The following is a 25,160-nucleotide window of genomic DNA, read 5'->3' as shown; positions in this document are numbered from 1 at the left end:
CACTTCCGGTCGGTGCAGCCCGGTACCGTGTCGACCGTGACCGACGACACCACCGATGCCGCCACCGCCCAGTCCGTATACGACGCGTGGGATGGGTCGTTGCGTCTCGACCTGTCGGCCACGACCGACGAGGACGGTGAAGCGTTCCCCGGCGTGCGGATGCAGCAGTGGCGAGCGGTGCTCCGCGTCCCCACTGACGGGTATACGTCGGAAGGGGTCACCATCGGTCAGGTGACCGCGTTCGTGCTCCGCGCACCGGACTCGTTCGACACCGTCATGAGCAACTACGACGTGTGGGAACTCAACGGCGACTACAAGTCGGCGTTGTCCATCCACCACCCTGCCGGCGGGTCGTTCTGGGAGCTGTTCACCGGCTCCGTCGAACTGCTCAACAAGCAGGACCTGCTCACCATCGACCGGGTCGTCATCGACGAGCCGTACCGGGACCTGCACGACCTTGTCCCCGTGGTGCTGTCCGCCATCAGCAACGGACCCATCGGCCGGACAGCAGCGATGGTCGTCTGTGACTCGTCCACCTGGAACGTCCCGTTCACCGACGACCAGCAAGAGGAACTGTCCTTCGCCCAGTGGGCGGACACCACCGTCCTCGCGACGATGAACGCCGACCCGGACGAGGCGTACGAACTCGCGATGAACGGCGGCGCCGGCGCACCCCCGGTCGGTGCCCGCAACATGGACGTCAACCTCGGCGCAGCGCTCGAGGACGTCTGGTCCCGCGGACCCATCGCCGTCCCCTTCACACTCCCGCCCAGGCTCCCCGCGAACGTCTGGGCCGGAGCACCGGAAGACATCCACGAGGTCCGCGCTGACGCGCAGACCGGGTCCATCACCATCGAAACGCACACCGTCGAATACGAAGTTGTCGGCGCTCCCGGAACCGCCCCGCAACTCGTCGGAGTCGCAGCGGACGCGGAACCGCAGGTTCGAGACTGGCTTCGCGCCGTCCACGAACGCTGGTGGCAGTACGAACCGGACCTCCACAGCCGCATCCACGACGTCATCGGCGGATACATGAACACCGGCTGGATCGACGCCACCGACGACGAAACGGTTCCGCACCTCCACGCACCCGACGTCCCCAACCCCGAATCACCCTGGCCCGGGGCAGGTGACGTGCACCTGCAACCAGTCAGCGACGAACCCACTGAACCTGCCGTCTTTCACGCCATCCTCGAACACGGCGCCACCCACGAACACGTCGGCGCCGTCATCCTCCACGACAGCGGATACCTCCGAGCGTTCCTCCACGACGAATGGACCCCCGGGCACCCCGACCCCGACGCAGCCGTGCAACACCTCGCCTCCCTCGGCGCGAAGCAGTACTTCGGCAACGCCATCCACGAAGAACTCAGCGCCGGCGTCGAACACAACCTCCTCACCGGCGACGTCCGAGGGCACTGACCTGATGCCAGGCACATCGCGTCAGACGCCTGCACAACTGGCGGCCGCACCCTGGCCAAACGTCGCCTCCGAAGACGACACAGTCGAGGTTGCTCGGGTCCTCTCGTTGCGGCTGGAGGCGGCGCTCGGCAGCCGGAGCGTGCGGTCGCTGTCGCGTGACTCCGATGTCCCGGACGGGACCATCCTGCGCATCCTCAACGGCGCGACCTGGCCAGACATCCGCACCGTCGCGCGACTCGAACGGGCACTAGATGCCGACTTGTACCCGGCGCGTGGTGATCGGTCCGCCGCGCAGACCCCGGATACCGTCGTCCCATGACCGACGAGACAGACCCGGCTGTCACTTCTGAAGAGTTGCAGGAGCTGTTCAGCCGCGCACCGCTGGAAGCGTCCGCCCGCGGACTTCGGGTGTTGCCGGCGACGTTGCGGGAGCCGGACGTGTTCTTCATGGCGCCGGAGGTGTCCCTCGACGATGCGCTCGACGTGGCTGTCGCCGTCGGGGCGGCGTTCGTGAGCATCGGGGAGGAGTTCTTCGACGCGGCGGAGTTCCTCGAAGACCTCGATGAGGTGCCGAGCAGAGTGCGGAACGCTGCCGCCGGTCACGACGCGGACCGGACCGGCATCGATGTGCGGTGGATTGCTGGCGGCACGTCGTACGTGTACTGGGCGAAAGCCGCATGGTGGCGAGACCTGACCGCGGAGCTCGAGGAGTGGCGGGAGGACGCCGACGAGGCACGTGCTCGGGAACACCGTTCGTGGATGACCAGGGCGCAGCAACTCATCCGCGAAGCCATCGACGATGTGGGGATCCGGGCGGCGAAGCCGATGTCCCGCAAACCAGTCGTCGAAGCGTTCATCCGCAATCGCATGGAATCCGACGACGATGTCGGCGCCGGGTACGCACTCCGGTGGGCGCCCGGCAGGGTGACGGAGGAGTGGCGGTCCGCGTACGCATTGCTGGAGCAGACCAGCGGACCGTTTATCGCCGACCTCCGCGACGACCCTGAGTGGCAGCGCGCGAAGTGGAACGCGTCCGACCGCCGTGATGTGCTCCGCCGCTTCGCGATGAGCCGCACCGGCGGGTGGGCGCCGACGGACACGTGGGTGAAGGAGATGGACGCGAAGTCCGCGCCGAAGAAGTAGTCGCTGTACGGCGCTGGTCTATCGTGTCCGGGCTGTAACGCTGGACCTCTTGCTGGGGATGCTGAGCAACGCAAGGACGTACTCGTAGGAGAAGCGGCTGACGATGTCGTCGACGAGTTCGCTTCGCAGCGCGTCGCGTGCGGCCCAGCGTGCGAAATCAGCAGCGTCGATGTGACGATCGTCGCGGCCTCGCCTTTCTTCGGTGCAGGAGTACCAGCGCTCGTGGGGCGCGACTTCGTCGGTGATGCTGTCGGCGTCGTAGGTGTGCAGCATGAGCGAGCCTGTTTTCCCGTCGTCGCGACGCCACAACCACCAGAGCCGCATGTCGTCCAACTTCGCGGCGAAGTACTCCTTGGGACGCGGTAATGCATCCGGAACGGCAGGGACCTGCATCGTGAGGGTTTGAGTGGGTCCGCCGAAGGAGATGTCGATAGCGTTCTCGCCGCGGCGAATCGCACCGTCCATCTGGAGGAAGACCGACCATTCGATGTCAGAGAAGTGCGTCATCAGAATGATGTCTGCTCGTCTTCGCCAACGCTCCAACTCGGCTTCCCGTTCCCGGGACTCGTAGCCCCAGGTTGAATACGGGACTGCACGCCCGTAGCCGCCGTTGATGTTCCAGGTGAAGCGGTGCTTCGCCCTGCTGTCCGGAAGGAGCTTGGCGCTCCACGCGCCGAATCCTGTCTCCTTCAGCCAGATTCGCGGGTTGTGCAGCACGGTGCTCATGGCCGGCTCGATGGCGTACCGAGGTGCGGAGAACGTCACCTGGATCTCCATCAGCGGCGTGTTCTTCGGGACGGTTCGTGACTGCACTGCCGGCCTCGGGTAGTAGCGGTCCGGGCTGCCGGGACGAATGCGGGTCGATGCCGCTGGTTCGACGACACCGCTCTTGCTCAGCGCTGCCGCGAGTTTCTTCGGGGACCTCGACGACCACAGGTCCCGAGGAACGACGGTGTCGAGCGCGGTGGCTTCCGTCTCAGTGACGGCACCTGTCGCCACGGCCTCGAGTAAAGGGAAAACGGTGTTAGTAGCCCTCTCGAGCTGCCACCATTCGACGTGTTGACGTGCGAGCTGGCGAAGGTCGGCGCACACGACGCTGGCTTTGCGTGCGGCGTCCACCTTGTCGTCAGTCCAGCCGAGATGCCGGCCCGGCGCCACCTTCGCTCGAGCTGCTTCCTTGTAGTCGTCACTGACATACAAGTGGTAATCGCGGTCCCAATCCCACTCGACCGTGTCCCACCTCGACTCGAACTGCTCGAGACGCAGGAGTGCGTCTTGCTGCTGTTCACTGAGTCGGACCGTGCCGTCGAAGTAAGAATCGAGCTCGTCGATGCGAAGCGACAGGTGGTGCTGCCAGTTGTCGAGCGGGAAAGGCACCACCCGGTGGTGGTGCTCAACGTCGGAGCGCAAGTTGAGGCCGTAGCCGTCACGACTCATGCTCGAAGCCTACGGTGCGCGCGTTCGGCCGTGGAATACCCTCATAGCTCAACGCCTCAGAATCTGGTCCGCGCATAGCCATGGCATGCGTATGTTCCTTCCCGCGGTCCGTGTGAACCGCTCGCCGACGCCGGAGCACCCGGCGACTCGCGTGGACACCTACCGGCTGCATGGTCCGGTGCTGTTCTCGCACCCGGACGTGTTCCGCCCGTCGAAGGCCGGTGTTCCCTCGGTCCTCGTCCGGTACGCCTCCTACGCTTTCATCGCCGCCGGCGGGGGAGTGCTCGCCGTCGCAGGTGTCGGTGCCGCACCGGTCCTACTCATCGGCGGCGGGATGCTGCTGCACATCGTCGCGGACATCCTGACCCTGCGACGCTTCACCCGCAGGGCGGGCACCCGATGAGCCGGGAAGCGTTCGACGAACGAACTCGGAAGGCGGGGCTATGGTCCGCTGCTGCACTCGGTGTCGGGTCGTTCCTGTCCGCAATCGCCCCGCTCGTCGGGGCGGCAGCGGCCTCGGTTGTGGTCGTCGCGGCGTTGGCCGCCAGCACTGTCGGTCTCGCGCTCAGCGTGTGGGGGCTCCTGCGGCTGCTTCGAGGACCGCGACGCCAGCGCCGGCGCCGCTGACCATCCCACCGGCATCAACCCCTCAGGGTTGACCGGCGTGCAATCAACCCATCTGGGTTGATGCTGCACGGCGCTGGACAACGTCGATGCTTCGCCGCACGTCAGCTGCCGACATGCCGGTCTCCGCTGCGATGCGGCTCATCGGGATGCCGGACTCCTGTGCCGCCACCAGTAGGTCATCCCGTTCATTCAGCAGCGGCTGCAGCGTCGCCAACACCTGCCGAATCTTCTCGAGACGCTGCTGCTGCTCATCGCTCAACGGTCCCCGCCGTGGCCCGCCGACGCGCGTCAGCGGCCGCGGCGCAACCTGCTGCTCCCGGATGACACGGAGCCGCGCGGCCCGGTTCTGCGCCGACATCGACAATGCCGCACGCAGCAGCTCCACCTGCTCCGGCGTCGGCATCAGTTGCCCATCCTCCAGGAGGACGACCTCCGGACGGGACATCACCGCCAGCACCGCAAGCTGCCCACGGTTGAGGCTCGCGTCCGACCGACGCCGGCGAAGCGCCGCACCCCAACCCTGCAACGTCTCCTCCCGAGCCGACTGGGGCAGCGGCGCCCGGTCCAACATCTGCCGCGCGTGGACACCAGACCGCGCCTGCAACGCTTGAGCCATCTGCCCAATGGACGCTCCGGCCGAGGCAGCCGCCAACATCGACCGGTCCCGCGCCACGGTCAATGACTCAAGCTCGTGCGGGTACGCCGGAAGCAGCGGCGCGACGGCGAGGTCCGTCCGCGCTTGACTCACCGCGAGCGCATCCCGTCGCAACGACTCAAGAGCGACGTCGACGTCCACCACCTCAGAAACCACCCGACAACGGTACGCGACCACGAGACGGTCACCGGTACGGTGAACCTGTGAAGCGCAACCAGGTCGGCATCCCCGTCGTGATGATGTTCGTCGCCATCTCGATGATGTTCAGCACCCTCGGAACGCTCGACTCCCTCGGCGCACTCCGCGTCATCTTCTGGGTGGTCGGCCCGATGTTCGCCGTCATCGGACTCGTATTCGCGATCCGGAACTTCCGCCGCGTCCGCCGGGACTTCGACGCGCGGCCCCCTGCAGCCGGCGACGGCTCCCGCTGACGCACCCCAACCGCTGATGCACCTCCTGCGGGATGCCTCCGTCGGCGCTTGGCTGCTCGAGCGCGTTGGAGCGTGGGCGACAGTCGGAGGCGTCGCCGGCAACGGCTTCGACGCGTACGCCCGTCTGCTGAATCCGCTGGCCGCCCATCACGAGGACCAGACGACTCAGGACCAGTGGGGCGTGCACCCTGACGATGAACACACCCGTTGGCCGTGGGCGGAGGTCGCTCGGCGCAACGACCGGGTCATGCATCCGCTCGTCCAGTGGCGGCGTATCAGCGACGAGGAACATACGAGGTGGTGGCCGGACGGATGGCGAGTCGACCAGTCGGATGACGGGTGGTTCGACCCGCAGGACCTCGCCGTCCTCACCGAACACCTGCGCGTCGCTACGACGACACCCGAGGACGTGGTCGTCGGAGCATGGGTCGGCACCGGCGAGTTCACCGACAGCGAGACGGCCGGCACGGTCCACGGGGACCGCCGGACGTCGGACGTCCTGGAGTGGCCTGGCCGCGACATCGCGCTATTCCAGTCATCCATTGAGGAGCTCGCCAACCCCGAATGGGCGCAGCGAGCCGTCCCGGGCTGGACGACGACGAGCCGATACGACCAGGAAGCGCCGCACACGACGTTCATCTGGCCGTCCGACCATGCATGGGTCGTCGCGTCCGAGGAAGACTGGGACTCTACCATCGTCGCCGGCACACGCGACCTCATCGACAGGGTCCTCGCTGACGACCGGTTCGAGGCTTACGACGTCCACGAAGACAGCGACTTGTCGTGGGACGGGGACCACATCAATCTGCCGCAGCCCCAATGAACTCACGTCTCAGCCTTAGACCCGGGGCAGCAACCCTGCGTTGGGAACACCGCACGCTGACATCACCACCCACAGCTGCTGGCTGAAGCGGCGTCCCTGGTATACGCCTCACTCGTCTGCGCGACGTAACAGGCAGACTCCGAACACCAGTGCTCCCCATGCGACTGCGGTGAACGTGACAAGAAACGGTGCCGGCGCACCCACTGCGGTCAACGACGCAGCAACCCAGACCGAAGCGATTGCGCCGGTTCCGGCGGTGATACCGCCAAGCACGCCGGCGGCTGCGAATCGGCCAATGTCAGTGGAGAGCGGCACCACCAGCATCGAGCACAGCAAGGCTCCGGCCAGCCCTGGGACTAGCAACGACCAAAACAGAGACGACGTTGTACCCCAGTAGTCCGCGCCGTCCCCAGACCAATGAACGGGTACCCGCGCCGGTGCGTCCCTCCACAGCGCGCGCACGGCCGCGACGACGAGTGACGGCACCCACGACAATGCCGCTGCTGCGACCAGCGCAGAACTCACTTGCAGCCGAGTTGACCGTGCGCCATCAACCATCTCGCCACGGTACCGCTCACCGCACGAACGCGGCCGCTACGATCCGGGCATGGCGCTGCCCCGGAACTCGTTGCACATCGGCGCTGGCGGGGAACTTCTCGTCCAGTACCAGCTGCTGAAACTCGGCATCGACTCCGCTCGGCTGACCACCGACGCCGGCATCGACCTCGTCGTCTACGCACCTGGCGCTCGTCAGGCCACGACAGTGCAGGTGAAGACCAAGGACCGAGCCCGCTCGTCCGGTGGCAACGGGAAGCTGGCGATCGGGTGGTCGTTCCCGCACGAGACGCCGGCGGAACTGCTGGCGTTCGTCCTCCTCGAGCGCGACCTTGTCTGGCTGTTCACCCGCGACCAAGCACGAGCGACCGCGCAGCAGAACAACAAAGGCACCCGAGAGCTCTACTGGTACACCGACCCCACCGTCCGGAAACGCCCCGACGGCTCCCCGCTCATCGAAACGGACGTTGACCAGTACCTCCTCGAACGGCAGGCGCCGCTGCTGTTCCCTGCTGTAAGCGCCGCATCGAGTTGAGCATGCTGCCCGTCGTCTTCCTACACGCGTCGAATCGGCCCTTCGAGCGGGCATGGCCGGTCGCCGCCGGCCTGTCGGAGAGCACCGCGGCAGTGATGCCTGGGTACGCCCCGGACGAGGAGGCGCAACCGTTCAGTCAGGACCGCTGGGAGGAACAACTCCTCGATGCGTGCGGGGACGGTGCCATCGTCGTCGCGCACTCCTTCGGCGGCCCGGTCGCGATGCGAGCCGCGGCCCGGGCACCGGAACGGGTACTCGGACTCATCCTGCTGGAACCCGCCGCGTACGCGCTCGCAGTCGACCAACCAGCAGTCGCCGACCACATCGCCCGTGTGCAGCCGGTCCTCGCCCGGGCAGCGACCATGTCGCCGGCACAGTTCATCGCAGCGTTCCAGGAAGCGGTCACCGGCACTCCAGCAACCACCGCGAGCGAGATAGACGTCCTCGCCGCCAGTCGGCAGCAGCGGCTTCCCGGGCCTTGGACGCTCGACACTCCACGCCGGACCGGCGTGCCCACCCTCGTCGTCACCGGCGGCTGGAACGCCGAGTACGAAGCCATCGCCGACACGATGACTGACGTCGAACACATCATCCTTACCGGTCACGGACACCGACCGCAGGACCACCCAGACCTCGTCGCCGTTGCACGGGACTTCATCGAACGGGTCACCGAAACCGGTGCGGCGTCCGCGCATACCCCGACGTGAGAGCACGACGAACCGGAGGTACCGTGACTAGCTACCGCGACGAGCACGCCCGCGAGCACCTGAACGAGCACCACTTCGAGATGCCGCCCGGGTTCGCGGACGGCCCCACCGAAGGCATGTCCAACGTCGTCTACTGGTGGCTGTCGATGGCGCTGCTCGTCACCCCTCAACAGGTGCAGGCGCAGCGGCTGTGGCAGATGAGCGTCCGCATCCTCAGCAACGAAACCGCCGACGGTTTCGACGAGGATCGCTGGGACATCCTCGAAGACTGGCTCGCCCGGGCGTTCAAGGACATCAGCGTCGGACTGCCCAGCACGATGGCGGAGCCCATCCGCGCCGCCGCCCGCCTGCGGACGTTGGACGCCATCGAAGCGGCCCGTCATGCCGTCCTGCACTCCGACGAGGTCGCGGCCGAGTCCGCATCCGACGACGAGCGGGGACCGTTCACGTCGCTGTACTGGGCACTCGACGGATGGGCGCTGTTCGCCAGCCAGTACGCCCGGCCAGCCGCCGACCGGCACCCGGAGGTGCTCCGGTCCGCCGCGAACGCCGCAGCGGAACTTACGCCGCTGCGCCGCACCGCGCCCCTCACCCACAACGTCGATGGGCTGCTGACCTCCCTCGCGTTCCCGCGTAGCAACCCCAAGCGCGCAGACGGTCGCCGTTCCGCCCGCCGCGACCCGTCACCGCTCACCGACGGCCTGTACTGAGCGCACAGCAACATCACCCATCCGCGCATAGCCATCACAACCGCCTGAACGACAAGGAGCGACGATGACCGACCAGCAGACGAACCCCGCTGAGCCGAAGGTGCTCTACCGCGCAGAGATGCCTCCCGGATTCGAGAGCGGCCCCGCGCCGACGATGTCCCACACCGTCTACTGGCTCCTGTCGCTGCTGCTCATGGACACGCCCCGCGACGTGCAGGACCAGCCGTCGTGGCAGGCGCAGGTCAACCACCTCATCGAACACACCGCCGACGGCCTCGACGCCGACCGGTGGGACATCGCCGACGACTGGCTGGCGCGTGCGTTCAAGGACATCAGCGCGGGCCTCCCCGAGCACCTCGCACAGCCGCTCCGTCGTGCAGCCGCCCAACGAAGCATCGACACCATCGAGGCTGTCAGGCTCATCGTGCAGGACTCCGATGAGTACGCGACGGAAGCCCGGAAGGGCGTCGGCGCAACCGGTGACGGGGCCGGGCCGCTCAATCGGCTGATGCCCGCACTGGCCTGCTGGGTGTCGTTCGCCGTCGAGTACCGTCGTCCGCTCGAAGGCCGGAGCGCCGGCGTGTTCCGGCAGGTTGCCGCCGTCGCGACCCTTGTGGCCCCGCTTCGCCAGAAGACGGAGCTGACCTACGGTGTGCAGGACCTGATGGACTCCCTCGGCCGGCCGAAGCGGAACCCGAAGCGGATGGACGGACATCGCTCTGCGAAGAACCCGCAGCACCCGGGGAGCCGCTACCCCTACTGACCTCGCTACCCTGGTCAGCAGGGGGAACACGATGGCAGAAGACCAGCGCACCATCGCTGTGATGGACCGAGACCGACAGACGTACCGGCTCGTCTCACGCATTGGTTTCGTCGCCGCTCCGGCGATGTTCTTCCTGCCGCTCATCTACCTGATGGTCACCGCTGACTATCAACCGTGGGCGGTCATCTGTATGACCGCGGCGTTCGCCGTGCTCGTCTCCGCGTCGTCATTCGCTGCGATGGCGAACACCCCGCCCGACAAGAGCCCCGGCACGCATCAGCTGTGGGCGGTCCCGGCCGCCATCGTCGTCTTGTTCCCCGGCGCTGTGTTCTCGTTCGGTCTGGCCGTGATGATCGTCTCCCTGCTGAGCCGGGCATACGCAGCATCAGCCTGATGCAGCAGCGTCCCGTAGGGGCCCCGTACATCCCCGGAAGGAACCATCCGTGACCGACACCGCTGACGGCGGCACGTTCCCGTCCGGCTCTTGGCCGGAAGAGGGACCCGACCAGCGCACCATCGCCGCGATGAACACGCGCCGGAAGGCCTTCCGGGTGACGGCACGGACGGGGTTCATCGTCGCGCCGGTGATGTTCCTCCTCCCGCTGCTCATCCCACTGCTCTCCGGCCGTTACTACTTCCCAGCCATCATCTGCATGACCGCAGCGTGGGCGGTGCTCGTGTCCGCAACCTCGTTCCAAACGATGGCGCACACGAAGCCGGGCGACCAGCCCTGGCTGCATCAGCTGTGGGCGGTTCCCGCCGCCATCATCGCCATGCTCCCCGGCGGGCTCGCCGCTTTCGCTCTCTACGCGGCGGTCGTCTAAGCGGTCTACCTGGCGACGAAGTAACACCGGCCACCCGAGCTCCGCCGCCAACCACCACGGAAGGAACCACAGCCCCATGTACGACTCCGCTGACGCCGCCGCTGACCTCCGCCACGCAGCCGCCACCTGGTCCGGCTCCTTCGACGGCCGCACCACGTTCACCCTCCCCGCCTCCGCCACGCTGAACGCCGTCCACCGGTGGTCGGCGACGTTCGGCATCGACTACGACGACCAGCAGCGGACCCTCACCGCCGTGGCCGCGTCCGGGCACCTCGTCCACGCGCCGACGTCGCAGCGGAACCTCCTCGCCACCATCACCGACGACGGCGACGCCGCGTCATTCGCGGCCACCGTCCACGAGCTCGACAGCGACGGCGCCGACCGCACCATGCTGCTGTTCGCCGGCATCGACGGCGGCGACATCCTCCACCTCGACGACCTCACCGCCACCGTCATCGGCGACATCACCGCCGCAGCCGCTCTCCGCACCATCCTCAACGACCTCGCCGCCGGCACACCGACGCTGCTGCTCACCCGCCCCAACCGATGGGGTATCGGCTCGACCGACGTCGCCCTCGCGGCAGCCGTCGAAGCCGGCCTCGAGCAGTGGGGCAACACCGACGTGTGGACGTACTTCGGCGGAGAAGACGCATGACCACCACCGCCGACCGTGCTGTCCGCGCGCTCATCTCCATCGACGGCCAGCTGAACGCCACCCCCACCGTCCAGCAGGACAGCAGCAGGTCCGCTGCGCCGGTCGGATGACCCCAGAACAGCGCCGCACCCTCATCCTCGTCGGCTGCATCGTTGCGGTGCTGATCGGGTTGACCGTGGCAATGTCCGCCCTCGCGCTCAACATCACTGACGAGGCAGGTGCCACCAGTCACCTGGCTCCGCCGCATCAAGTGGTCGCTGACAGCCCGTACGGCTCGATGTTCCTGGCTGCAGCCGTAGCTCTGTCAGACTCCAAACCATCGGACGAAGGACGCCCATGACCTCCACTCCACCGAAGCGGTACTTCAGCACGTACAGCATCGTCGGATTTGTGCTGGCGTTCCTGCTCCCCATCGCCGGTGTCATCGTCAGCACCATCGGGATCCACGACACCCGCAAGAACAACCTCAGGGGTTACAAACTCGCGCTTGCGGGACTGGCCATCGGAATCATCGGCACGATCGGCCTCCTGGTCGTACGCCACCCCTACTTCTAGTCGGCGTCTTCGACGGAGCGGATGAAGTCGCGGCCGCCGTTCCACCGCTTTCCGTTGATGAGCGCCGTCGGGGTGCCGAACCCTCCGGTGGCGGGGTTCACCAGTGCTTTGTCGGTGAGGGCCTTCGCGGTGTACTTCTCCACCCAGCCGCGGAACGTCTCATCTCGGATGCACGAGTCGAGCGCGCTGCCGGTGGCGCCGCCGGCGTGGACGAGTTCGAGGATGCGGCTGGTGGTGAGCCCGTGAGTGCCTTCCTCCGGCTGGTTGTCGTACATCTGCTGCTGCACGTCGAGGAACGACGACGGGGAGTGGTCGGCGACGCACGCTGCAGCGTTCGCTGCGCGGGACGAGAACCGGGAACCGAGGTAGGACCGGTCGAGGATGGCGACCGGGTGCACCGCGAGTGTCGCCTGTTCCGTCGCGACGAGGGTCTGCAGGTCAGCGGACGTCGCCGTCTCGAACTGCTTGCACACCGGGCAGGACCAGTCGATGTACAGGTCCACCTTCGCCGGCTTCTCCGCCGCCGGCGCAACCGTCACCGTCGGGTTCTCCACCGTCGGAGCAACCGCACCGTTCTCGCCGTGAAACTCGACCGCTCCAGCAGTGGTGTTCGCCGGCGCCGTGCCGGCGGGCGTCGGTGCGTTCACCGACGACACGATGAGGAGCGTGACGGCGGCAGCGGTGAGGATGCCGGCGCCGATTCCACCCTGCAGGAACCACCGGTTCCGTCGCTGCCGTCGCTTCGCCTGCTCCCGGTTCGCCCGAGCGTGCTCCCGCGCCTGTTCGCGCCGCTGCTTCTTCGACTCCTGCATGCTGTTGTGCTTCCTCTGCTGATGAGACGCGTGGCTACGCGTCGCGGTCATCAGCCCTATGCATCCGCCCCTGGCACAGGGAAGGACGGTGTCTGCGGTGGCCGGTACGGTGCCCGGCATGAAGCACATCATCGAGCACGCTCAGGCGCTCCGTGGGCCGCTGCGCACCGTCGCCATCGACCTGCCGGACATCCAGGCGGAAACGCGTGCCAGTCTCCGGCTCCTTGCCAGCGAGGTTGCGGCACTCGGCCGTTCAGACCTCAACAGCATCATGGGTGACGCCCTGAACGCCCGAGACGGTCACGCTGACGAGGACATCGACCGGCTCATCGAACGGCTCCGCTGACCCGTCAGCAGGTTGGTTCGCTGAGGAAGTCCTCGTAGCGGATGTCTGCGTTGACCGGGGTCATCTCGAGACGAGCGGCGACCATCGCCCGGATCTCGGCGGGGGAGTGCATCCCGTGGCGGTGCCACAGGCGGGGGTTCATCGGGTCGGTGATGTCGGCGGCCATGAGACCTGCCCTTCGAGAAGCGCCACGCTTCGATAGTGCCGAACCGCTCCCGCTATGCCAGCGCACCGCATGTCGCAGCGTTCATCGTGACGACGGGAGTCAGTACCAGTCCGACCATTCGACGGTACGACGGGTCCTCGTTGAGCCCAAATGAACTTCCCGCTGAGGAGTCCACTCAGCGCAGCCGCCGCATCCTCTAGCGTTGACGTGAACCGAGGGGGAACGATGGTGAGCAGGTACGTCCTGGCCGGGCACGAACGGCAGGAGCTGTGGCGCTGGGCGGAGACGGGGCGGGATCTGTTTGGTGCCGACGTCACCTGCTGGGCGCCCCGAACGTGAGCCGTATCAGCGAGTGGTGGCGGCGCTTGAACGAGCAGCCGCGACCCACACCGACCATCTGGGACTCCGGCCAGGCAACAATCCCGTATCCGGAGCTCAACCGGAGGGACCTCGCCGAGTTCCACCTCTGTGAGGAGTACCTCCTCCGCGAGATCGTCGACGCTCGTTCTTGGGGCCGGCAGGTGGACGCCCGCGGTGTCCCGTTCCCGACGAACGGATGGCTCATCATGCCCGGCCGGGTGTACTCGGCGCTCATGGACGACACGAAAGGGTCGGGCCCGATGCCTGCCGTCATGGACTCAGTCGTGCGCTGGCTCGCCGACGCCGGCGCTCTCACACCGTTGTCGGAACGAACGCGGGACGACATCGCTGCGTCGAACGTCGCCGACCGACGAGACACGTACGCCGGCTACACCCGCGACGACGGCACCCGCGACTGGGACCACGACATGTGGCAGGTGGACCCGGAACGGATGCTCGTCGTGTACCCGCACCTCGCGGACGCGAACATCGACTGGAAGCGAGCCGCCAGCGATTGACCAGCGGCCGGCCGATGCCTGCCGACGAACGGCCCAGCCTCGGGTGCTCGGAGGCGCTACTGGTGTCGCTCTACTTCGAGTGCGCTGTCGGGCTGGGCGCACAAGAAAACTGGCGCCCCTTCCATCCGGAAGCAGACGCCAGTCGTGATGTCGAGGACGGTACCTGACGGTCCCGAGGCAGCCAAGCATCGGCGGCGTGTCTACGACTCGTCCCACGCTTCGACGACGACGTCGCCACGTAGTACCAGCGGTTCCTCCGCACCGAGCGTTGCTGCAGCCGGGGTGGACGCGAACGTGTCTGCGGGGAACGTCCATCGGAACGGGTAGCCGTCCCCACGGTGCTCGGTCGCGTTCACTTCAGCGGCGAGGGCGAGCAGCGGTGCAATGTCGGCGAGGCGCCAGGACGCCGCTGGGGTGGACGCGTCGACGCTGCGGACGGTGACGGTGAAGCCGAGTGCCATGGGTCAGTCCTCCGGAAGGGTGCGAACCCAGTGTTCGAACGTCACGGCGTCTTCGTCTGAGACCACCGCGGCCGGGCGTGAATCGTGCGCTGCATCGATGAGCACGAGGGTGTCATCCGGCAGACCATCTGTCGCCTCGCCGATGACGGAGTCGGGGGCTGCGACGCCGACCCGGGTGAGGAACGTCAGCGGCTGTTCCGGGATGGACGTCACCGTGCCCGTCTCCTTGTCGAAGAAGCCGGCGAGTTCGGAGACACGGAAGCGGGTGGCGCCGTCCCGGGTGGTGATGGTGACTGCGGGGACCGTGCGGCGTCCGAACGTGTGGGTGGTGGCCTCCGCGGTGACATCGGACCCTGACCATGGCTGCGCTTCCGCCAGCGGCACCTTCTCGACCTTCGACGGCTTGGTCTTCCGGGGGAACGCAGCCGTCACCGCGAGACCGCCGGCCATGACGGCCATGAACCACGCCGGACCGGAGACGACCTTCGTCCAGAGCAGGACCCAGAAGACGACGAGCCATCCGGCCCAGGTCAGGTTCGACAGCCACTTCGAATCGTGCCGTGTGCCGAGGAACCACAACCCGGATCCGTATGCGAGCCCGGCGACCGTCGGCAACCAGAACGCCACCGGGTTGCTGCTCAGCACCGGCCGGTGGAGGACGGCCGAGGTGATGACTGCGACGACGGCGATGGTCCCGAGGAGGTACCGGTTGGCGCGGCGGTCTCGTTCTCGGGTGGTGAGTGTGGTCATCGGTGGTCCCCCTGTGGTGCGCGGCGTGCTTGTCGCATAGGCAGATGCGGCACGATGTCCGAAATCCCGTTCGACGCTGTCCAGTCAAGCAGAACTCCGGGGTTCGCTTCCGGTCCGCTCGCCACGTCTCCGGCTCGGGTAAGTCGTCCACATCCCAGTGTTTACAAGGGCAGTAGGGGCCCCAGGGGCCTCTTTACTTACTTACTTACATCTTGAGTAGATACAAGTGAAGAAGAAGAGAGGATACCCGGGTCCTCACACCCCAACTATGTATTACCCGTAGCTCTATAGCGCGTACTCCCCGCAGCAGATGAAGTCAGGGGAGCAGGAACAGGAAACCCCAGTTCAGGCGTGACTTCCGGGGTCATTCCGCCGGTGAAGCGGAGGAGAGCGGCCGAAACGCTGCCACATCTATGCCCGAGGCGGTGTACCTAGCCCACGGGCCGTCCTGTACGTCCGGCATGGCCCGAGCGAAACCGGCCGACGTCAGCTTCCGGTCATCCTCCTGCGTCACCACCGCAGCGCCCGCGCGCCGGTGCAGCTCCGCTGCGAACGTCGCCGGCGTCCACTCATCCGCACGGGCAAGCAGGTCCGACACCAGCAGCACCCGCGGTTCCAGATGCTCGAGGACCAACCCTCCGGGCTGCCCGGAACGGACCCGCGCAATCGCCGCAGGCGACCACGGGTACGCGTTCGGGTACTTCGACCGCAGCAGCGGCCGCGGCAATCGAGGCTGCTCCCACAGGAACCACAGCGCCTCCCGCAACACCCGCGCTCGAGCCGCCGGCCGATTCGTCATCCGCGCCAGGCCCACGGTCACGGTCAGCAGATGCTCCGCGTCGTCGAGGTCCGACGACAGCGCACGAGGACGTCCAGGCTCAGGCAGCATCAACGCCGACGGTACAGCCCCTCCGCCGCATACCCTGAGCGCATGGCCGGTCTTCGCACGCTCACCATCACCGGCGGCGTCATCGCCGCTGTGTCTGGCCTCATCGCTGTCGCCGGCATCATCCTGATGTTCGCCGGTGGGTTCGACGGCGGCGCGAACATCGGCGCCGGCCTCCTGCTCCTGCTGAGCATGCTGGGCGCAGTCGTTGGCGGGGCGGTCCTCGCCGTCGCCGGCATCCTTCACCTCGTGACCCGCCGCCGGCCGCGCACAACCTCAGCATGACGAGTCCCACACGGAACAAGGACGCCGGTATCCCCGGCAACGGCGGACAGTTCGCCGGCGGCCAGCACACCGAAGCTGCCGCAGAGCCGCTCCGCGAGTACGTCCCGTCGAAGAACGTCGACGTGCTCGTCGCCGCGTCGCAGGCAGCCCGCGCCCGGGTCGCCGCCGGGAAGCCGTCCTGGGGTGAACGGATCCCCGCGAAGGCCATCTGGCAGGACGAGACGACGACGTGGGACCAGAAGCGGGACAAGTTCGTCACCGCGGTGAAGGCGTCGAAGTGGTACGCCGGGCAGGAGGAGTTCTCCGACCTCCGGGACGCCATCGAGGAGCTCGAGGACGCACCCGACGAGGTTGAGATGAAGTACATCCTCGACGGCATCTACGACCAGGCATCCATGGACCGCATCAACCTGTCCTACGGCCGCTGACCAGCGGCCCCCGAAGCCCCCGTCGGGCTTGACCGCTCATCAAGCAAGACGGGGCTTCGCCGTTGACGGAGCACGTGTTTTCACGTCGAGCCGGAAGGACCCGGCATAGGGCCCAGCATGACCGACATCGCCACTCACAGCCCCGCCCTCCGTTTCGACACCGTCCGCGGCGGGAACGACATCGACACCTACCGCGACGCCGACATCGTCGCCCTGTCCGACTCCATCGCCGTCCGCCAGATCGCAGGCAGCATCCCGGCGGACTTCGACCTCGACGCGACCATCGCGAAGGTCACCGCCGTCACCGACGCGCTCCTCGCGCTCGAGCACGCCCACGTCACCGACAGCGCCTCGAGCCGTGCGGTCCGCAGCCAGTACGCCGAGACGAACGAGTCACCCTCCGACCTGTTCGACGTCTGCTTCTTCGGCGAGTTCCACGGCACCTACATGACCGTCACCGTCACCGTCGACCCAGGGAACCCCATCGTCCAGGTCCACGTCCTCCACACCGAGCAGGAGGTCGACGGCGGCAGCGTCGACATCGCCGACCGCAGCCTCCGCCTCGCCCTGCAGAAGCGGCTCAACAAGCTCGCCGCCTGACCGACGACCTGCGAACGCCCCGCCACCGTTGCGGGGCGTTCGCGCATCCGCGATTCCACCGGCGTCCGCGGGCGGGCGTACCCTCGAACGTCAACCGTCCAGGCGAGCAGGGAGCATCAGAGTGAACGGGAACGGCGCAGCGTTCGGACAGCAGCACCTGACCGGGCAGCCCGCGCTCGACCGCCTTCACGCTGACGTGCAGCAGCTCGCATACGCCCTCGGTCGGCGGGCCCGCGCCGACGAGTACGGCGGACGCATCGACGTCAAGGGCCTCGCGCAGCTGACCCTGTCCGTCACCGCCGCCGCTCTCATCGAGTTCGACGGCCAGCTCATCACCGACCGGACAGCGAACCACATCCCCGAAGCCGCAGCCCTTCCCGAAGACGGGTGGGCGGCAGTGGTCCGCGCAACCCTGCCGTCCGGAATCGTGGACCTCAGCGTCATGGTTGACCCGGCTGAGGTCGTGCCAAACCTCCACCATAAAGCCACCGAAGTGCAGCGCATCGGAAAGCTCGGTACTGCCCTCGACCAGTTCAACGTCGTCTTCACCGCAGCGATGCAACCCGCGCTCGCCAGCAGCCGCGCCACCCCGCTGTAGTCGCCCGGCATAGGGCCGGCATGACCCTCGCACACCCCGACCTCGACCAGGCGATCGACGCCGCACGCACCCTCGACGACAGCGCTGACTACCAGCAGCACCTCGCGGTCCTGCGTGCCATCTTCGCGTCGCTGCTACACACGACGGAGTACAAGGCCGACTACGTCGATGCCGCTGTCGTGTCGGAGGAACGCCCCGACCGGCCCCTCGGGCGGCTGTTCACCGGAGGGGTCCGCCTGCGCCTGCACGGCAACTCGCACATCCTCGTCTCAGCGGTCATCGAGGCACCGGGGGAGTTCCGCATCAACGTGAACACGACCGAGCGCACGCAGACCGCCCGTCAGCAGTTCGACCAGGTCGCCCCGTACATCGCAGGCGTCATCCAGGGCGCCATGGCAACCGACCCCGTCCAGCACCCGCAGCCGGCGTAACGGTCGCAGCAGTCACACCCGGTTTGATGGTCTTGCACCGGTGGCACCGCTGGTGCACAAGACCGTCAAACGGCATCTAACGGGGGAGCACGTGATGGAGTTCAGGAAGGTCCGCAGTCGGAAGGTCGTGCTCGGCCTATTCCTCGTCGGTCCGGCCGCCCTGTACGAGGTGCGGGACGCCGGTGGCACGGTCACCGTTCCGGCTGCCGACCTCCGCGAGACGCTCGGCATCGGTGGCCGCGACTACCAGGAGATGCACGAGACCGCGGACCGACTGCACGCCAGCGGCGACCCAAGCTGGGTGCAGCTGCCGTACGGCGGCGTCATCCGAGACGACTGACACCCAGCTCGTCACGCCGGCACCGCATAGCGGGAGCATGACCACGACTTCGGAGCCGCAGCTTCTCATCAGCACTCACGCCCGCGAACGTATGAAGGAGATGGGGGTCTGCGAAGCGGAGGTGCGCTCAGCCGTCGCTTTCCCGATGGGGGAGGGGTACTCGTCGTTCCACCGGTCCCACATCTACAACGGCCGTCGCATCGCTGTCTGCATCGCTAACGAGCCCGGCGCCGACGAGCAGTTCGTGAAGACCATCTTCTGGTCTGACCTCGACGCTGCGGCCTTCCTCGCACCGGACCGCGTGCAGCACCTGACGGCAGCCTGACCAGCGCGACACGCCCGAGATGCGCACATGCTGAGGCGTCTACTTCCGCGGAAACATGCGGAAGTGGCCCTCCACGCACCCGCCAACTCTCACCCAGTCCAGAGGCCGCGGCATAGGGCCGGCATGACGACGAACACCGGCGCGACCGCCACCTACAACCTCTCCCGCTTCGACCTCGAACTCCTCCTCGACACCCTCCGCCGCAACCTCACCGCCAGCGACGCCGACGTGCTCCGGATGACGACGGAACTCATCGACTTCACCGACACGTTCCTCGACGCCACGTACACCTCCGGCCTCCACGCCGTCCCCATCCACCGCCTCGGCGAAGCGTTCGGGGAACCGTTCGCCGTCCGCGCCCTCGGCCACATCGACGACGACATCATCGCCATCACCGTCTTCGTCAACCCCGACGCCGACCAGCCCCGCCTGTCCTGGGACATCGACCTCGACGACACCACCGCCGACGAAGCCACCATCCGCCGCGTCCGCACCTGCATCTACGACGCCGTCCGCACCGCCGCGCTCCTCGACCAGCGCACCGCCCTCAACGCGTAACCGCACCGCCGGCGAACATCCGCCGCCAGACACCGCCGCAAGGCAACAGACACCGCTCCAGTTGGAGCTCACCGACACCGCACCCACGGGTGCGTCACAGACACCGCGCCAGATCCGCGCATAGGAGCACCATGACCGACCAGACCGTTCCCAAGGCACAGCCGGCAGCCACCCGCTCTCAGTGGGAGTCTCCGCTATGGGACTTCCTCCTCGGCGCCGGGATCCTCATCTTCGCCGCGTCGTTCGTGCCGGTCTTCTCGTCGGCGTCAGTCGTCGCGTTGTCGTACTTCGGTCCCGCGCTCATGATCCTCGCTGTCGGGCTCAACGTCGTCAGCGCGGTCGTGACCGTTCGCCGACAGATTGCAGACGGGTCGTTCGACTCGGACGAAAACAAGGCTCGGGACGAGAAGGCGATGAAAAGGATGAAGTCACCGGTGAAGTTCGCGTTCTTCGTCTCCGTGTTCCTTGCCATCATCGCCGCCAACCACACGCACGGTCAGGCTGGCGTCATCGCTCACTGGGTCGCCGCGGCACTACTAACCGTCGACGGGCTCACGGCCATCATCACCCGCCTCCGCAACTGGCACACCCGCTGACCCGCTGGCCACTCATCCGCTTCGACCGACAGGACCCCACCGTTGACCATCTCGTACGTCGGCGACGACATCGCCCCCGCCGTCGCCGCTGACTCCCTCCGCCTCCACGAGCAGCTCCGCCGGTTCGCTGCAGCCGGACGGTACGCCGACACGTTCGACCCGCAGCGGGTCATCAGCGGGCTCGAAGCGGTCATCAACGCGCTACTGGAAGACGACGCCGACGCGTACATCGGCGCCGCCGACCGTCTGGACCTCCGCGCTCCCTTGCACCTCTCGACCGCCCGGTACAACCTCCCCTACGGGTACTGCGTCAACGTCGATCTGATGGTGGTCGCGGACAGTGACGAGCCGAAGGTCCGCGTCGGCCTCACGTACGGCGAGGACGAGAACACGTTCGACGACAACGACATGAGCGGGCACGCAGCATCGAAGTCCGCCCTCGCCGCGGTCCGGGCCGCCGCCGAGCGCGGCGGGTTCACCGACCTGGTGGTGTTCGTCTGATGGCGGCCACGTTCGCCGCCCGTGCCGCTGCCGGCGGGTTCACCGCCGCCCGCACGGACCTCGCCCGCGGGGAACGCTCGCTGGCGCTGCTGCTGAACCAGCGGGCCCGCCGCGGCCACTTCACCGCCCATGAGCCGTACCGGCCGGAGCAGCGGATGCCGGTGAAGGTCGCCGCCCCTGTTCGACGCGATGGACACCGCCGGGTTCGCCCGGTTCAAGGGTGAAGTGGACCTGCCCCCGGTGACGGCTCGCGACCTGGTCGGCACCGCACCGTTCACCGCCAGCGCCCTCATCGAGTACCGCGGTGACGCCGTCGAGTTCTTCTTCGTCGTCAACCCCCTCGCCGACCTACCGCACCTCTGGTGGGGGCTCACCGACAACAGCGGCTACACGGACGCCGACCAGCAGACAGCGGAGGAGCTCCGCGACGTCATCGCCGCCGAGTTCGACTTCCGCATCCAGCACCCGGCGGCGGTCGTCGCGCTCGACGGAGTCGCTGCCACCTAACGGGCGGACGTCCGAACCGACATCATCCCCACCAACCACCTAAGGAACAACCATGACCACCACATTCGCCGACCGCGCTTCCGCAGGCGGTTTCAACACGACCAGAGACGACCGGAAGGCCAGCGAGCGGGTGCTCGCGCAGCAGCTCGAGCGACGCCGACTGCACGGCGACTTCGACCACCTCGCCGACTACGAACCGAGCAACACCATCATGATGGTCGCGGCCCTCCTCGACGCGTTCAACGCCGTCTCTGACACGCAGTACCGGGACGACCCGGAGATGCTGCCGGCCGAGATCATTCCCCTGGTTGGCTCGGACCCGTTCACCGCGAGTGCGCTCCTGGACTTCGACGGCGATGCCGTTGAGTTCTTCGTCGTCCTCAACCAGGACGCTGAGCGACCGCACCTGTGGTGGGGACCCAGCGCCACGAGCGAGTACACGACCGCCACGGTCGAGACCTGCGATGAGCTCCAGTCGATCGTCGAGGCCGAGTTCATGCGCGGCATGCAGCGCCGCACCATCGCGCAGCACCTGGGTCTCTTCATGCCCGCCTGACCGTCGCCGCATCCCCACTCCTGACAGCTCACATCACGCCGCCGCTTGCGGCTGGAAGGACCCCATGCTCGCCACCATCCGCTCGTCCCGCCTCCCGCTCATCGCCGCCGCAGCCACCGCCGTCGTCGCGCTTCTGCTGACCCTCACCGGCTGCTCGAGCAGCGCCGACAAGTACGCCGGCACCTACAAGGGTTCCTCCGGCGACACGACCCTGCTGCTGTCCTCCGACGGGACCGCCGCGTACACGCAGAGCCACCCCGGCACGCAGCGTTCCGATGACGTCGCGACGACGACGTGGGAGGAGAAGGACGGCGTCATCACGGTGAAGGAGAACGACGTGCTCGACTACGACATCAAGGCGAAGGTCGACCCGCAGTCCACGTCGCTGCTGTTCCAGTCGGAGGACTCCGGCTGGAACGACGAGATCTACACCAAGCTCGCAACGAGCTAGCCGACTCCGCGCCTCAACTTTGGACCGAAGACGCAGCCGGGAAGGACCCACCGTGGCAAGTCAGCAGAGCATCGAGGTCGGCCAGGTCTGGCGACGCAAGCCCGCCGGATTCCTCTACAAGGTGGAGGAGGTCGCCGCCGGAGCCGGCAGCAACATCAAGCTGCGGAACCTCCACGACCGCCGGACCTCCTGGATTAGCGAAGCCGGCCTTCGCGCCAAGTTCGAGCTCACCGAACACGGCGCTGACACCGAAGCCGCGTAGACCGCGGAGCAACGACGAACGCCCCGACCACTGTGTGTGTGTGGTCGGGGCGTTCCGCTGTCCGCCGCGCACACCACCAGCATGAGCAACCAGACCCGCAACCAGGACCGTGGCCTGCCCGGCAACGGAGGCCGCTACGCTGCACCCGTGAAGCCAGAGAGCGCCGCCGAACTCCGTCTCGCACCGACCATCGACGCGAACGTCCTCGTCAAGGCCCACGAGGGTGCACACGCACGGCTCGTCGAAGGCCGCAGCCCCTGGGACGAGCAGATCCCGGCACGAGCCATCTGGGCCCGAACCGACATCACCTCAGCGCAGCAGCGCGACCTGTTCATCGCCGAGGTGCAGAAGACGAACTGGTACCAGGGACAGGACGCCCGGTCGGAACTCCACGGCCTCATCCGTGAGCTCGAGGAAGTCGACGACGACAACGAGAAGGACATGGCGTACGTTCTCGACCTCATCTACGACGTCGCCGACACCGACCGTATCCGCATGGGCAGCTGACGCTTTCTTCTCCCGGAACGCCCCGACCACACACAGTGGTCGGGGCGTTCCGCTGTCCGCGGCATAGGGCATCCATGAAAAGACGTCGCTTGTCCGCTGAGGCTGAATGGCTCCTGCTGAACTCGTTGCTCGTCGGCGCGGTCCTGCTCGGCGCGGCGGCCATCCTGCTGGACGCGTTCGCACGCTGACGTGTCCGCGCATAGGGTCGGTGTGAAGCAGAACCGTCGCAAACGCGTGAAGCCGGCCTCCATCGTTGTCGCCCTCGTCCTCGGCGCGACGCTCGCGACGTTCACCGGTCGGCACTTCGACGTCTTCGGGGTGGACCTACCTCTGCCGCACGTCTCGCTTCCGTCGGCAGCGGGGGAGATGCATTCGTCGTCTGCTCCGACAGTCGCACCGGTCGCCACCGACGAGGGCACGTACACGCTGGTGCAGCAGCCGGAGGCCGGCTACCAGTTCGTCTACGACCTGTTCGACGACGCGAAGAGCACGATCGACGTCGTCATCTACCAACTCGCCGACGACACCGCCGTCGACCACCTCATCAGCGCGCACGACCGTGGCGTCACCGTCAGGGTCATCCTCGACAAGGCGTGGCACGGCCAGCAGGTGAACCAGCCCGCGTACGACGGGTTGACTGCCGCCGGCGTGGACGTCCACTGGGCGGCGCCGGGCATCATCACCCACCAGAAGAGCATCGTCATCGACAGCGCGGTCGCAGCGGTCGGCACCGGCAACCTGACCGCGAAGTACTACGGCGACACCCGCGACGCGTGGGTCATCGACCGGAACCCGGCCCACGTCGCTGCCATCACCGCGACGTTCAACGCCGACCTCGGCTCTCCGGACCGGCCCGGCGAAGCGACCACCACGGACGGTCTCCTGTGGTCCCCGGACGCCGAGGACGAGTTCGCCGCCACCATCGACGCGGCCACCACGTCGGTGGACTTCCAGGGGCAGGAGCTGAAGGACACGAAGGTCGTCGAAGCGCTCGAGCACGCCGCACAGCGCGGCGTCACCTGCCGGGTGCTGATGACCCGGAACAGCGACTGGTACGCCTCTTACAAGGTGGTCACCGACGCCGGCTGTCAGGTCCGCGTCCTCCCAGACGGCGTCTCCGCCGTCTACATCCACGAGAAGACCCTCGTGACCGACTCCGACGACCTCATCATCGGCTCGCAGAACGCCGGCTACTACTCCCTCACCCGCAACCGGGAACTCTCCCTCCACCTCACCGACACCGACGCGAAACCGCTCATCGACGCCGTCGAGCAGACGTACACCTCCGACTACACCACCGCGGAATTGTGGACGCCGTGACGCTACTGCAGCTCATCGTCGGCACCGTTTCCCTCCTCGCAGGGGCGACGCTGCTGCTCATCGGCTGGCGCCGTCACCAGGGACGACCCACCGTCATCGACATCGTCTGCATCATCGCCGGGTTCGTCATCCTCGGCACCACCCCAACCCGCTGAACGAAGGAGCACCACCATGTCCGACACCCTCCTCAACCGCCACGACGCGTTCGTGTCCGCCCGAGCACTCCGCAGCGTCGTCGGCGACTGGGCGAAGAACCCGGAAGCGTTCGGCGACAGCGACAAGGACGCCCGCAACGAGCTCCGCGACCGGGCCGACCGGTACGTCCGCGAAGCACCACTCGTGCACGCCGGCGACGTCGACCCGCTGCACATCACCGCACTGCTCGCCGACGCCGCGGAGTACACGCAGCCGTCGAAGCACATGCCGAAGGACACCCCGAACTACGAACTCGTCCGCAAGCTCGCCGCCACCATCAACGCACTCACCGGCCGGTACGACACCGCCCCAGCCATCGTCGTCCCCGTCCAACTCATCGACGACGTCATGGGCTCCGCCGGCAGCGTCAGCGACCCCGACGACCCCATCGAACTGCTCTACAAGCTCGCCCACCCGGAGACCACCGTCGGATAAGCCGTGAACAACGACACGAAACGGCTAATGACTACCAGCCACAGCACCCCGACCGCACGAAAGGGTGCCGCGCGGGATGCGACGGGTGCTCAGAAACCGCGCACAGGATCGACCTTCCTCCGCG

Annotated in this window: 42 protein-coding genes; 35 read left to right on the top strand and 7 right to left on the bottom strand. The window is 67.2% G+C overall.

What is annotated here, in order from left to right; genetic code table 11:
- Positions 1–36 precede the first annotated feature (36 nt).
- Together DEJ19_RS19755 and DEJ19_RS19750 are read left to right on the top strand one after the other, a co-directional pair.
- Positions 37–1,422, top strand: coding sequence for a hypothetical protein (locus DEJ19_RS19755; protein ID WP_146250496.1), 1,386 nt, complete (start codon positions 37–39; stop codon positions 1,420–1,422).
- 315 nt (positions 1,423–1,737) lie between these two features.
- The gene (locus tag DEJ19_RS19750; RefSeq protein ID WP_111232071.1) at positions 1,738–2,565 is read left to right on the top strand and encodes a hypothetical protein; all 828 of its coding nucleotides are present in this window, start codon (positions 1,738–1,740) and stop codon (positions 2,563–2,565) included.
- An 18-nt stretch (positions 2,566–2,583) separates the two neighbouring features.
- Here the strand turns inward: DEJ19_RS19750 and DEJ19_RS19745 are convergent, their stop codons facing one another.
- Positions 2,584–4,002: a hypothetical protein gene (locus tag DEJ19_RS19745; RefSeq protein WP_111232072.1), complete on the bottom strand. Its 1,419-nt coding sequence runs from the start codon at positions 4,000–4,002 to the stop codon at positions 2,584–2,586.
- An 85-nt stretch (positions 4,003–4,087) separates the two neighbouring features.
- Between DEJ19_RS19745 and DEJ19_RS19740 the strand changes: the two genes are divergently transcribed.
- Positions 4,088–4,405, top strand: a complete 318-nt coding sequence (locus tag DEJ19_RS19740; RefSeq protein WP_146250498.1) for a hypothetical protein — start codon at positions 4,088–4,090, stop codon at positions 4,403–4,405.
- Positions 4,406–4,672: 267 nt separating this feature from the next.
- Here DEJ19_RS19740 and DEJ19_RS19735 read toward each other — a convergent pair whose 3' ends face one another.
- Positions 4,673–5,440, bottom strand: coding sequence for a hypothetical protein (locus DEJ19_RS19735; protein WP_111232074.1), 768 nt, complete (start codon positions 5,438–5,440; stop codon positions 4,673–4,675).
- A 47-nt stretch (positions 5,441–5,487) separates the two neighbouring features.
- On the opposite strand from DEJ19_RS19735, the gene DEJ19_RS19730 reads away from it, so the two are divergent.
- From DEJ19_RS19730 to DEJ19_RS19680, 11 genes are all read left to right on the top strand, one after another.
- Positions 5,488–5,715 carry a hypothetical protein gene (locus tag DEJ19_RS19730; protein WP_111232075.1) on the top strand — a complete coding sequence of 76 codons (228 nt, stop codon included), beginning with the start codon at positions 5,488–5,490 and terminating at the stop codon, positions 5,713–5,715.
- 247 nt (positions 5,716–5,962) lie between these two features.
- Positions 5,963–6,538, top strand: a complete 576-nt coding sequence (locus tag DEJ19_RS19725) for a hypothetical protein (RefSeq protein ID WP_146250500.1) — start codon at positions 5,963–5,965, stop codon at positions 6,536–6,538.
- 607 nt (positions 6,539–7,145) lie between these two features.
- Entirely contained in the window at positions 7,146–7,628 is a 483-nt protein-coding gene (locus DEJ19_RS19720) for a hypothetical protein (RefSeq protein ID WP_111232077.1), read from the top strand.
- Between the two features lie 2 nt (positions 7,629–7,630).
- On the top strand, positions 7,631–8,335 hold the full coding sequence (locus tag DEJ19_RS19715) for an alpha/beta fold hydrolase (RefSeq protein ID WP_111232078.1): 705 nt from the start codon (positions 7,631–7,633) through the stop codon (positions 8,333–8,335).
- Positions 8,336–8,358: 23 nt separating this feature from the next.
- Entirely contained in the window at positions 8,359–9,045 is a 687-nt protein-coding gene (locus DEJ19_RS19710) for a hypothetical protein (protein ID WP_111232079.1), read from the top strand.
- A 64-nt stretch (positions 9,046–9,109) separates the two neighbouring features.
- Positions 9,110–9,808: a hypothetical protein gene (locus DEJ19_RS19705; RefSeq protein WP_111232080.1), complete on the top strand. Its 699-nt coding sequence runs from the start codon at positions 9,110–9,112 to the stop codon at positions 9,806–9,808.
- A gap of 61 nt (positions 9,809–9,869) precedes the next feature.
- On the top strand, positions 9,870–10,202 hold the full coding sequence (locus DEJ19_RS19700; protein ID WP_146250502.1) for a hypothetical protein: 333 nt from the start codon (positions 9,870–9,872) through the stop codon (positions 10,200–10,202).
- A gap of 49 nt (positions 10,203–10,251) precedes the next feature.
- Positions 10,252–10,632, top strand: a complete 381-nt coding sequence (locus DEJ19_RS19695; protein ID WP_111232082.1) for a hypothetical protein — start codon at positions 10,252–10,254, stop codon at positions 10,630–10,632.
- A gap of 76 nt (positions 10,633–10,708) precedes the next feature.
- Positions 10,709–11,287, top strand: a complete 579-nt coding sequence (locus DEJ19_RS19690) for a hypothetical protein (RefSeq protein ID WP_111232083.1) — start codon at positions 10,709–10,711, stop codon at positions 11,285–11,287.
- A 106-nt stretch (positions 11,288–11,393) separates the two neighbouring features.
- Positions 11,394–11,627, top strand: coding sequence for a hypothetical protein (locus DEJ19_RS19685; protein WP_146250504.1), 234 nt, complete (start codon positions 11,394–11,396; stop codon positions 11,625–11,627).
- Positions 11,624–11,842: a DUF4190 domain-containing protein gene (locus DEJ19_RS19680; protein WP_111232084.1), complete on the top strand. Its 219-nt coding sequence runs from the start codon at positions 11,624–11,626 to the stop codon at positions 11,840–11,842. Before DEJ19_RS19685 ends, DEJ19_RS19680 begins: the two co-directional genes overlap by 4 nt.
- Here DEJ19_RS19680 and DEJ19_RS19675 read toward each other — a convergent pair.
- Positions 11,839–12,654, bottom strand: coding sequence for a thioredoxin domain-containing protein (locus tag DEJ19_RS19675; RefSeq protein WP_181441431.1), 816 nt, complete (start codon positions 12,652–12,654; stop codon positions 11,839–11,841). The two genes, DEJ19_RS19680 and DEJ19_RS19675, sit on opposite strands and share 4 nt — an antisense overlap.
- 118 nt (positions 12,655–12,772) lie before the next feature.
- On the opposite strand from DEJ19_RS19675, the gene DEJ19_RS19670 reads away from it, so the two are divergent.
- On the top strand, positions 12,773–13,000 hold the full coding sequence (locus tag DEJ19_RS19670; RefSeq protein WP_146250507.1) for a hypothetical protein: 228 nt from the start codon (positions 12,773–12,775) through the stop codon (positions 12,998–13,000).
- A 4-nt stretch (positions 13,001–13,004) separates the two neighbouring features.
- On the opposite strand, the gene DEJ19_RS19665 is transcribed toward DEJ19_RS19670, so the two are convergent.
- Positions 13,005–13,166: a hypothetical protein gene (locus tag DEJ19_RS19665; RefSeq protein ID WP_181441432.1), complete on the bottom strand. Its 162-nt coding sequence runs from the start codon at positions 13,164–13,166 to the stop codon at positions 13,005–13,007.
- Between the two features lie 335 nt (positions 13,167–13,501).
- Here DEJ19_RS19665 and DEJ19_RS19660 point away from each other — a divergent pair, with 335 nt between their 5' ends.
- Positions 13,502–14,044 carry a hypothetical protein gene (locus DEJ19_RS19660; protein WP_181441433.1) on the top strand — a complete coding sequence of 181 codons (543 nt, stop codon included), beginning with the start codon at positions 13,502–13,504 and terminating at the stop codon, positions 14,042–14,044.
- 200 nt (positions 14,045–14,244) lie between these two features.
- Here the strand turns inward: DEJ19_RS19660 and DEJ19_RS19655 are convergent, their stop codons facing one another.
- From DEJ19_RS19655 to DEJ19_RS19645, 3 genes are all read right to left on the bottom strand, one after another.
- Positions 14,245–14,505, bottom strand: a complete 261-nt coding sequence (locus tag DEJ19_RS19655) for a hypothetical protein (RefSeq protein WP_111232087.1) — start codon at positions 14,503–14,505, stop codon at positions 14,245–14,247.
- Positions 14,506–14,508: 3 nt separating this feature from the next.
- Positions 14,509–15,255, bottom strand: a complete 747-nt coding sequence (locus DEJ19_RS19650; protein ID WP_111232088.1) for a hypothetical protein — start codon at positions 15,253–15,255, stop codon at positions 14,509–14,511.
- Positions 15,256–15,619: 364 nt separating this feature from the next.
- The gene (locus DEJ19_RS19645) at positions 15,620–16,144 is read right to left on the bottom strand and encodes a hypothetical protein (RefSeq protein ID WP_111232089.1); all 525 of its coding nucleotides are present in this window, start codon (positions 16,142–16,144) and stop codon (positions 15,620–15,622) included.
- A gap of 42 nt (positions 16,145–16,186) precedes the next feature.
- Here DEJ19_RS19645 and DEJ19_RS19640 point away from each other — a divergent pair, with 42 nt between their 5' ends.
- The 19 genes from DEJ19_RS19640 (at position 16,187) to DEJ19_RS19550 (ending at position 25,036) form a co-directional block, all read left to right on the top strand.
- Positions 16,187–16,426, top strand: a complete 240-nt coding sequence (locus tag DEJ19_RS19640) for a hypothetical protein (RefSeq protein ID WP_111232090.1) — start codon at positions 16,187–16,189, stop codon at positions 16,424–16,426.
- The gene (locus DEJ19_RS19635; protein ID WP_111232091.1) at positions 16,423–16,854 is read left to right on the top strand and encodes a hypothetical protein; all 432 of its coding nucleotides are present in this window, start codon (positions 16,423–16,425) and stop codon (positions 16,852–16,854) included. The genes DEJ19_RS19640 and DEJ19_RS19635 overlap by 4 nt, the downstream gene beginning before the upstream one ends.
- A 117-nt stretch (positions 16,855–16,971) precedes the next feature.
- Positions 16,972–17,454: a hypothetical protein gene (locus DEJ19_RS19630; protein WP_111232092.1), complete on the top strand. Its 483-nt coding sequence runs from the start codon at positions 16,972–16,974 to the stop codon at positions 17,452–17,454.
- 121 nt (positions 17,455–17,575) lie between these two features.
- On the top strand, positions 17,576–18,052 hold the full coding sequence (locus DEJ19_RS19625) for a hypothetical protein (RefSeq protein ID WP_111232093.1): 477 nt from the start codon (positions 17,576–17,578) through the stop codon (positions 18,050–18,052).
- Between the two features lie 20 nt (positions 18,053–18,072).
- Complete coding sequence (locus tag DEJ19_RS19620; protein ID WP_111232094.1) at positions 18,073–18,483, top strand: hypothetical protein; 411 nt, start codon at positions 18,073–18,075, stop codon at positions 18,481–18,483.
- A 127-nt stretch (positions 18,484–18,610) separates the two neighbouring features.
- On the top strand, positions 18,611–18,823 hold the full coding sequence (locus DEJ19_RS19615) for a hypothetical protein (RefSeq protein ID WP_284176619.1): 213 nt from the start codon (positions 18,611–18,613) through the stop codon (positions 18,821–18,823).
- A gap of 37 nt (positions 18,824–18,860) precedes the next feature.
- The gene (locus DEJ19_RS19610; RefSeq protein ID WP_111232096.1) at positions 18,861–19,148 is read left to right on the top strand and encodes a DUF4258 domain-containing protein; all 288 of its coding nucleotides are present in this window, start codon (positions 18,861–18,863) and stop codon (positions 19,146–19,148) included.
- A gap of 123 nt (positions 19,149–19,271) precedes the next feature.
- Positions 19,272–19,706 carry a hypothetical protein gene (locus DEJ19_RS19605; protein WP_111232097.1) on the top strand — a complete coding sequence of 145 codons (435 nt, stop codon included), beginning with the start codon at positions 19,272–19,274 and terminating at the stop codon, positions 19,704–19,706.
- 131 nt (positions 19,707–19,837) lie between these two features.
- Positions 19,838–20,302, top strand: a complete 465-nt coding sequence (locus tag DEJ19_RS19600; RefSeq protein WP_111232098.1) for a hypothetical protein — start codon at positions 19,838–19,840, stop codon at positions 20,300–20,302.
- 42 nt (positions 20,303–20,344) lie between these two features.
- A complete protein-coding gene (locus DEJ19_RS19595) occupies positions 20,345–20,803 on the top strand; it encodes a hypothetical protein (protein ID WP_111232099.1) in 459 nt (152 codons plus the stop codon).
- Entirely contained in the window at positions 20,803–21,027 is a 225-nt protein-coding gene (locus DEJ19_RS19590) for a hypothetical protein (RefSeq protein WP_146250509.1), read from the top strand. The genes DEJ19_RS19595 and DEJ19_RS19590 overlap by 1 nt, the downstream gene beginning before the upstream one ends.
- Complete coding sequence (locus DEJ19_RS19585; protein ID WP_111232100.1) at positions 20,993–21,310, top strand: hypothetical protein; 318 nt, start codon at positions 20,993–20,995, stop codon at positions 21,308–21,310. Before DEJ19_RS19590 ends, DEJ19_RS19585 begins: the two co-directional genes overlap by 35 nt.
- Before the next feature lie 52 nt (positions 21,311–21,362).
- Complete coding sequence (locus DEJ19_RS19580; RefSeq protein WP_111232101.1) at positions 21,363–21,866, top strand: hypothetical protein; 504 nt, start codon at positions 21,363–21,365, stop codon at positions 21,864–21,866.
- Positions 21,867–21,930: 64 nt separating this feature from the next.
- Positions 21,931–22,317 (top strand): hypothetical protein, encoded by a 387-nt coding sequence (locus tag DEJ19_RS19575; protein ID WP_111232102.1) that lies wholly within the window; start codon positions 21,931–21,933, stop codon positions 22,315–22,317.
- Positions 22,318–22,369: 52 nt separating this feature from the next.
- Positions 22,370–22,579: a hypothetical protein gene (locus DEJ19_RS19570; RefSeq protein WP_111232103.1), complete on the top strand. Its 210-nt coding sequence runs from the start codon at positions 22,370–22,372 to the stop codon at positions 22,577–22,579.
- An 81-nt stretch (positions 22,580–22,660) separates the two neighbouring features.
- Entirely contained in the window at positions 22,661–23,086 is a 426-nt protein-coding gene (locus DEJ19_RS19565) for a hypothetical protein (RefSeq protein ID WP_146250511.1), read from the top strand.
- 210 nt (positions 23,087–23,296) lie between these two features.
- The gene (locus DEJ19_RS19560; RefSeq protein ID WP_111232105.1) at positions 23,297–24,406 is read left to right on the top strand and encodes a phospholipase D-like domain-containing protein; all 1,110 of its coding nucleotides are present in this window, start codon (positions 23,297–23,299) and stop codon (positions 24,404–24,406) included.
- Entirely contained in the window at positions 24,403–24,561 is a 159-nt protein-coding gene (locus tag DEJ19_RS19555) for a hypothetical protein (RefSeq protein WP_181441434.1), read from the top strand. Before DEJ19_RS19560 ends, DEJ19_RS19555 begins: the two co-directional genes overlap by 4 nt.
- Positions 24,562–24,577: 16 nt before the next feature.
- Positions 24,578–25,036, top strand: a complete 459-nt coding sequence (locus tag DEJ19_RS19550) for a hypothetical protein (protein ID WP_111232106.1) — start codon at positions 24,578–24,580, stop codon at positions 25,034–25,036.
- Positions 25,037–25,160 lie beyond the last annotated feature (124 nt).

It is taken from the genome of Curtobacterium sp. MCSS17_016 (assembly GCF_003234255.2).
In the GTDB taxonomy this organism is placed as follows: domain Bacteria; phylum Actinomycetota; class Actinomycetes; order Actinomycetales; family Microbacteriaceae; genus Curtobacterium; species Curtobacterium flaccumfaciens.
Note: the sequence above shows the minus strand (reverse complement) of the source record. Positions and strands in the feature narration are given on the sequence as shown.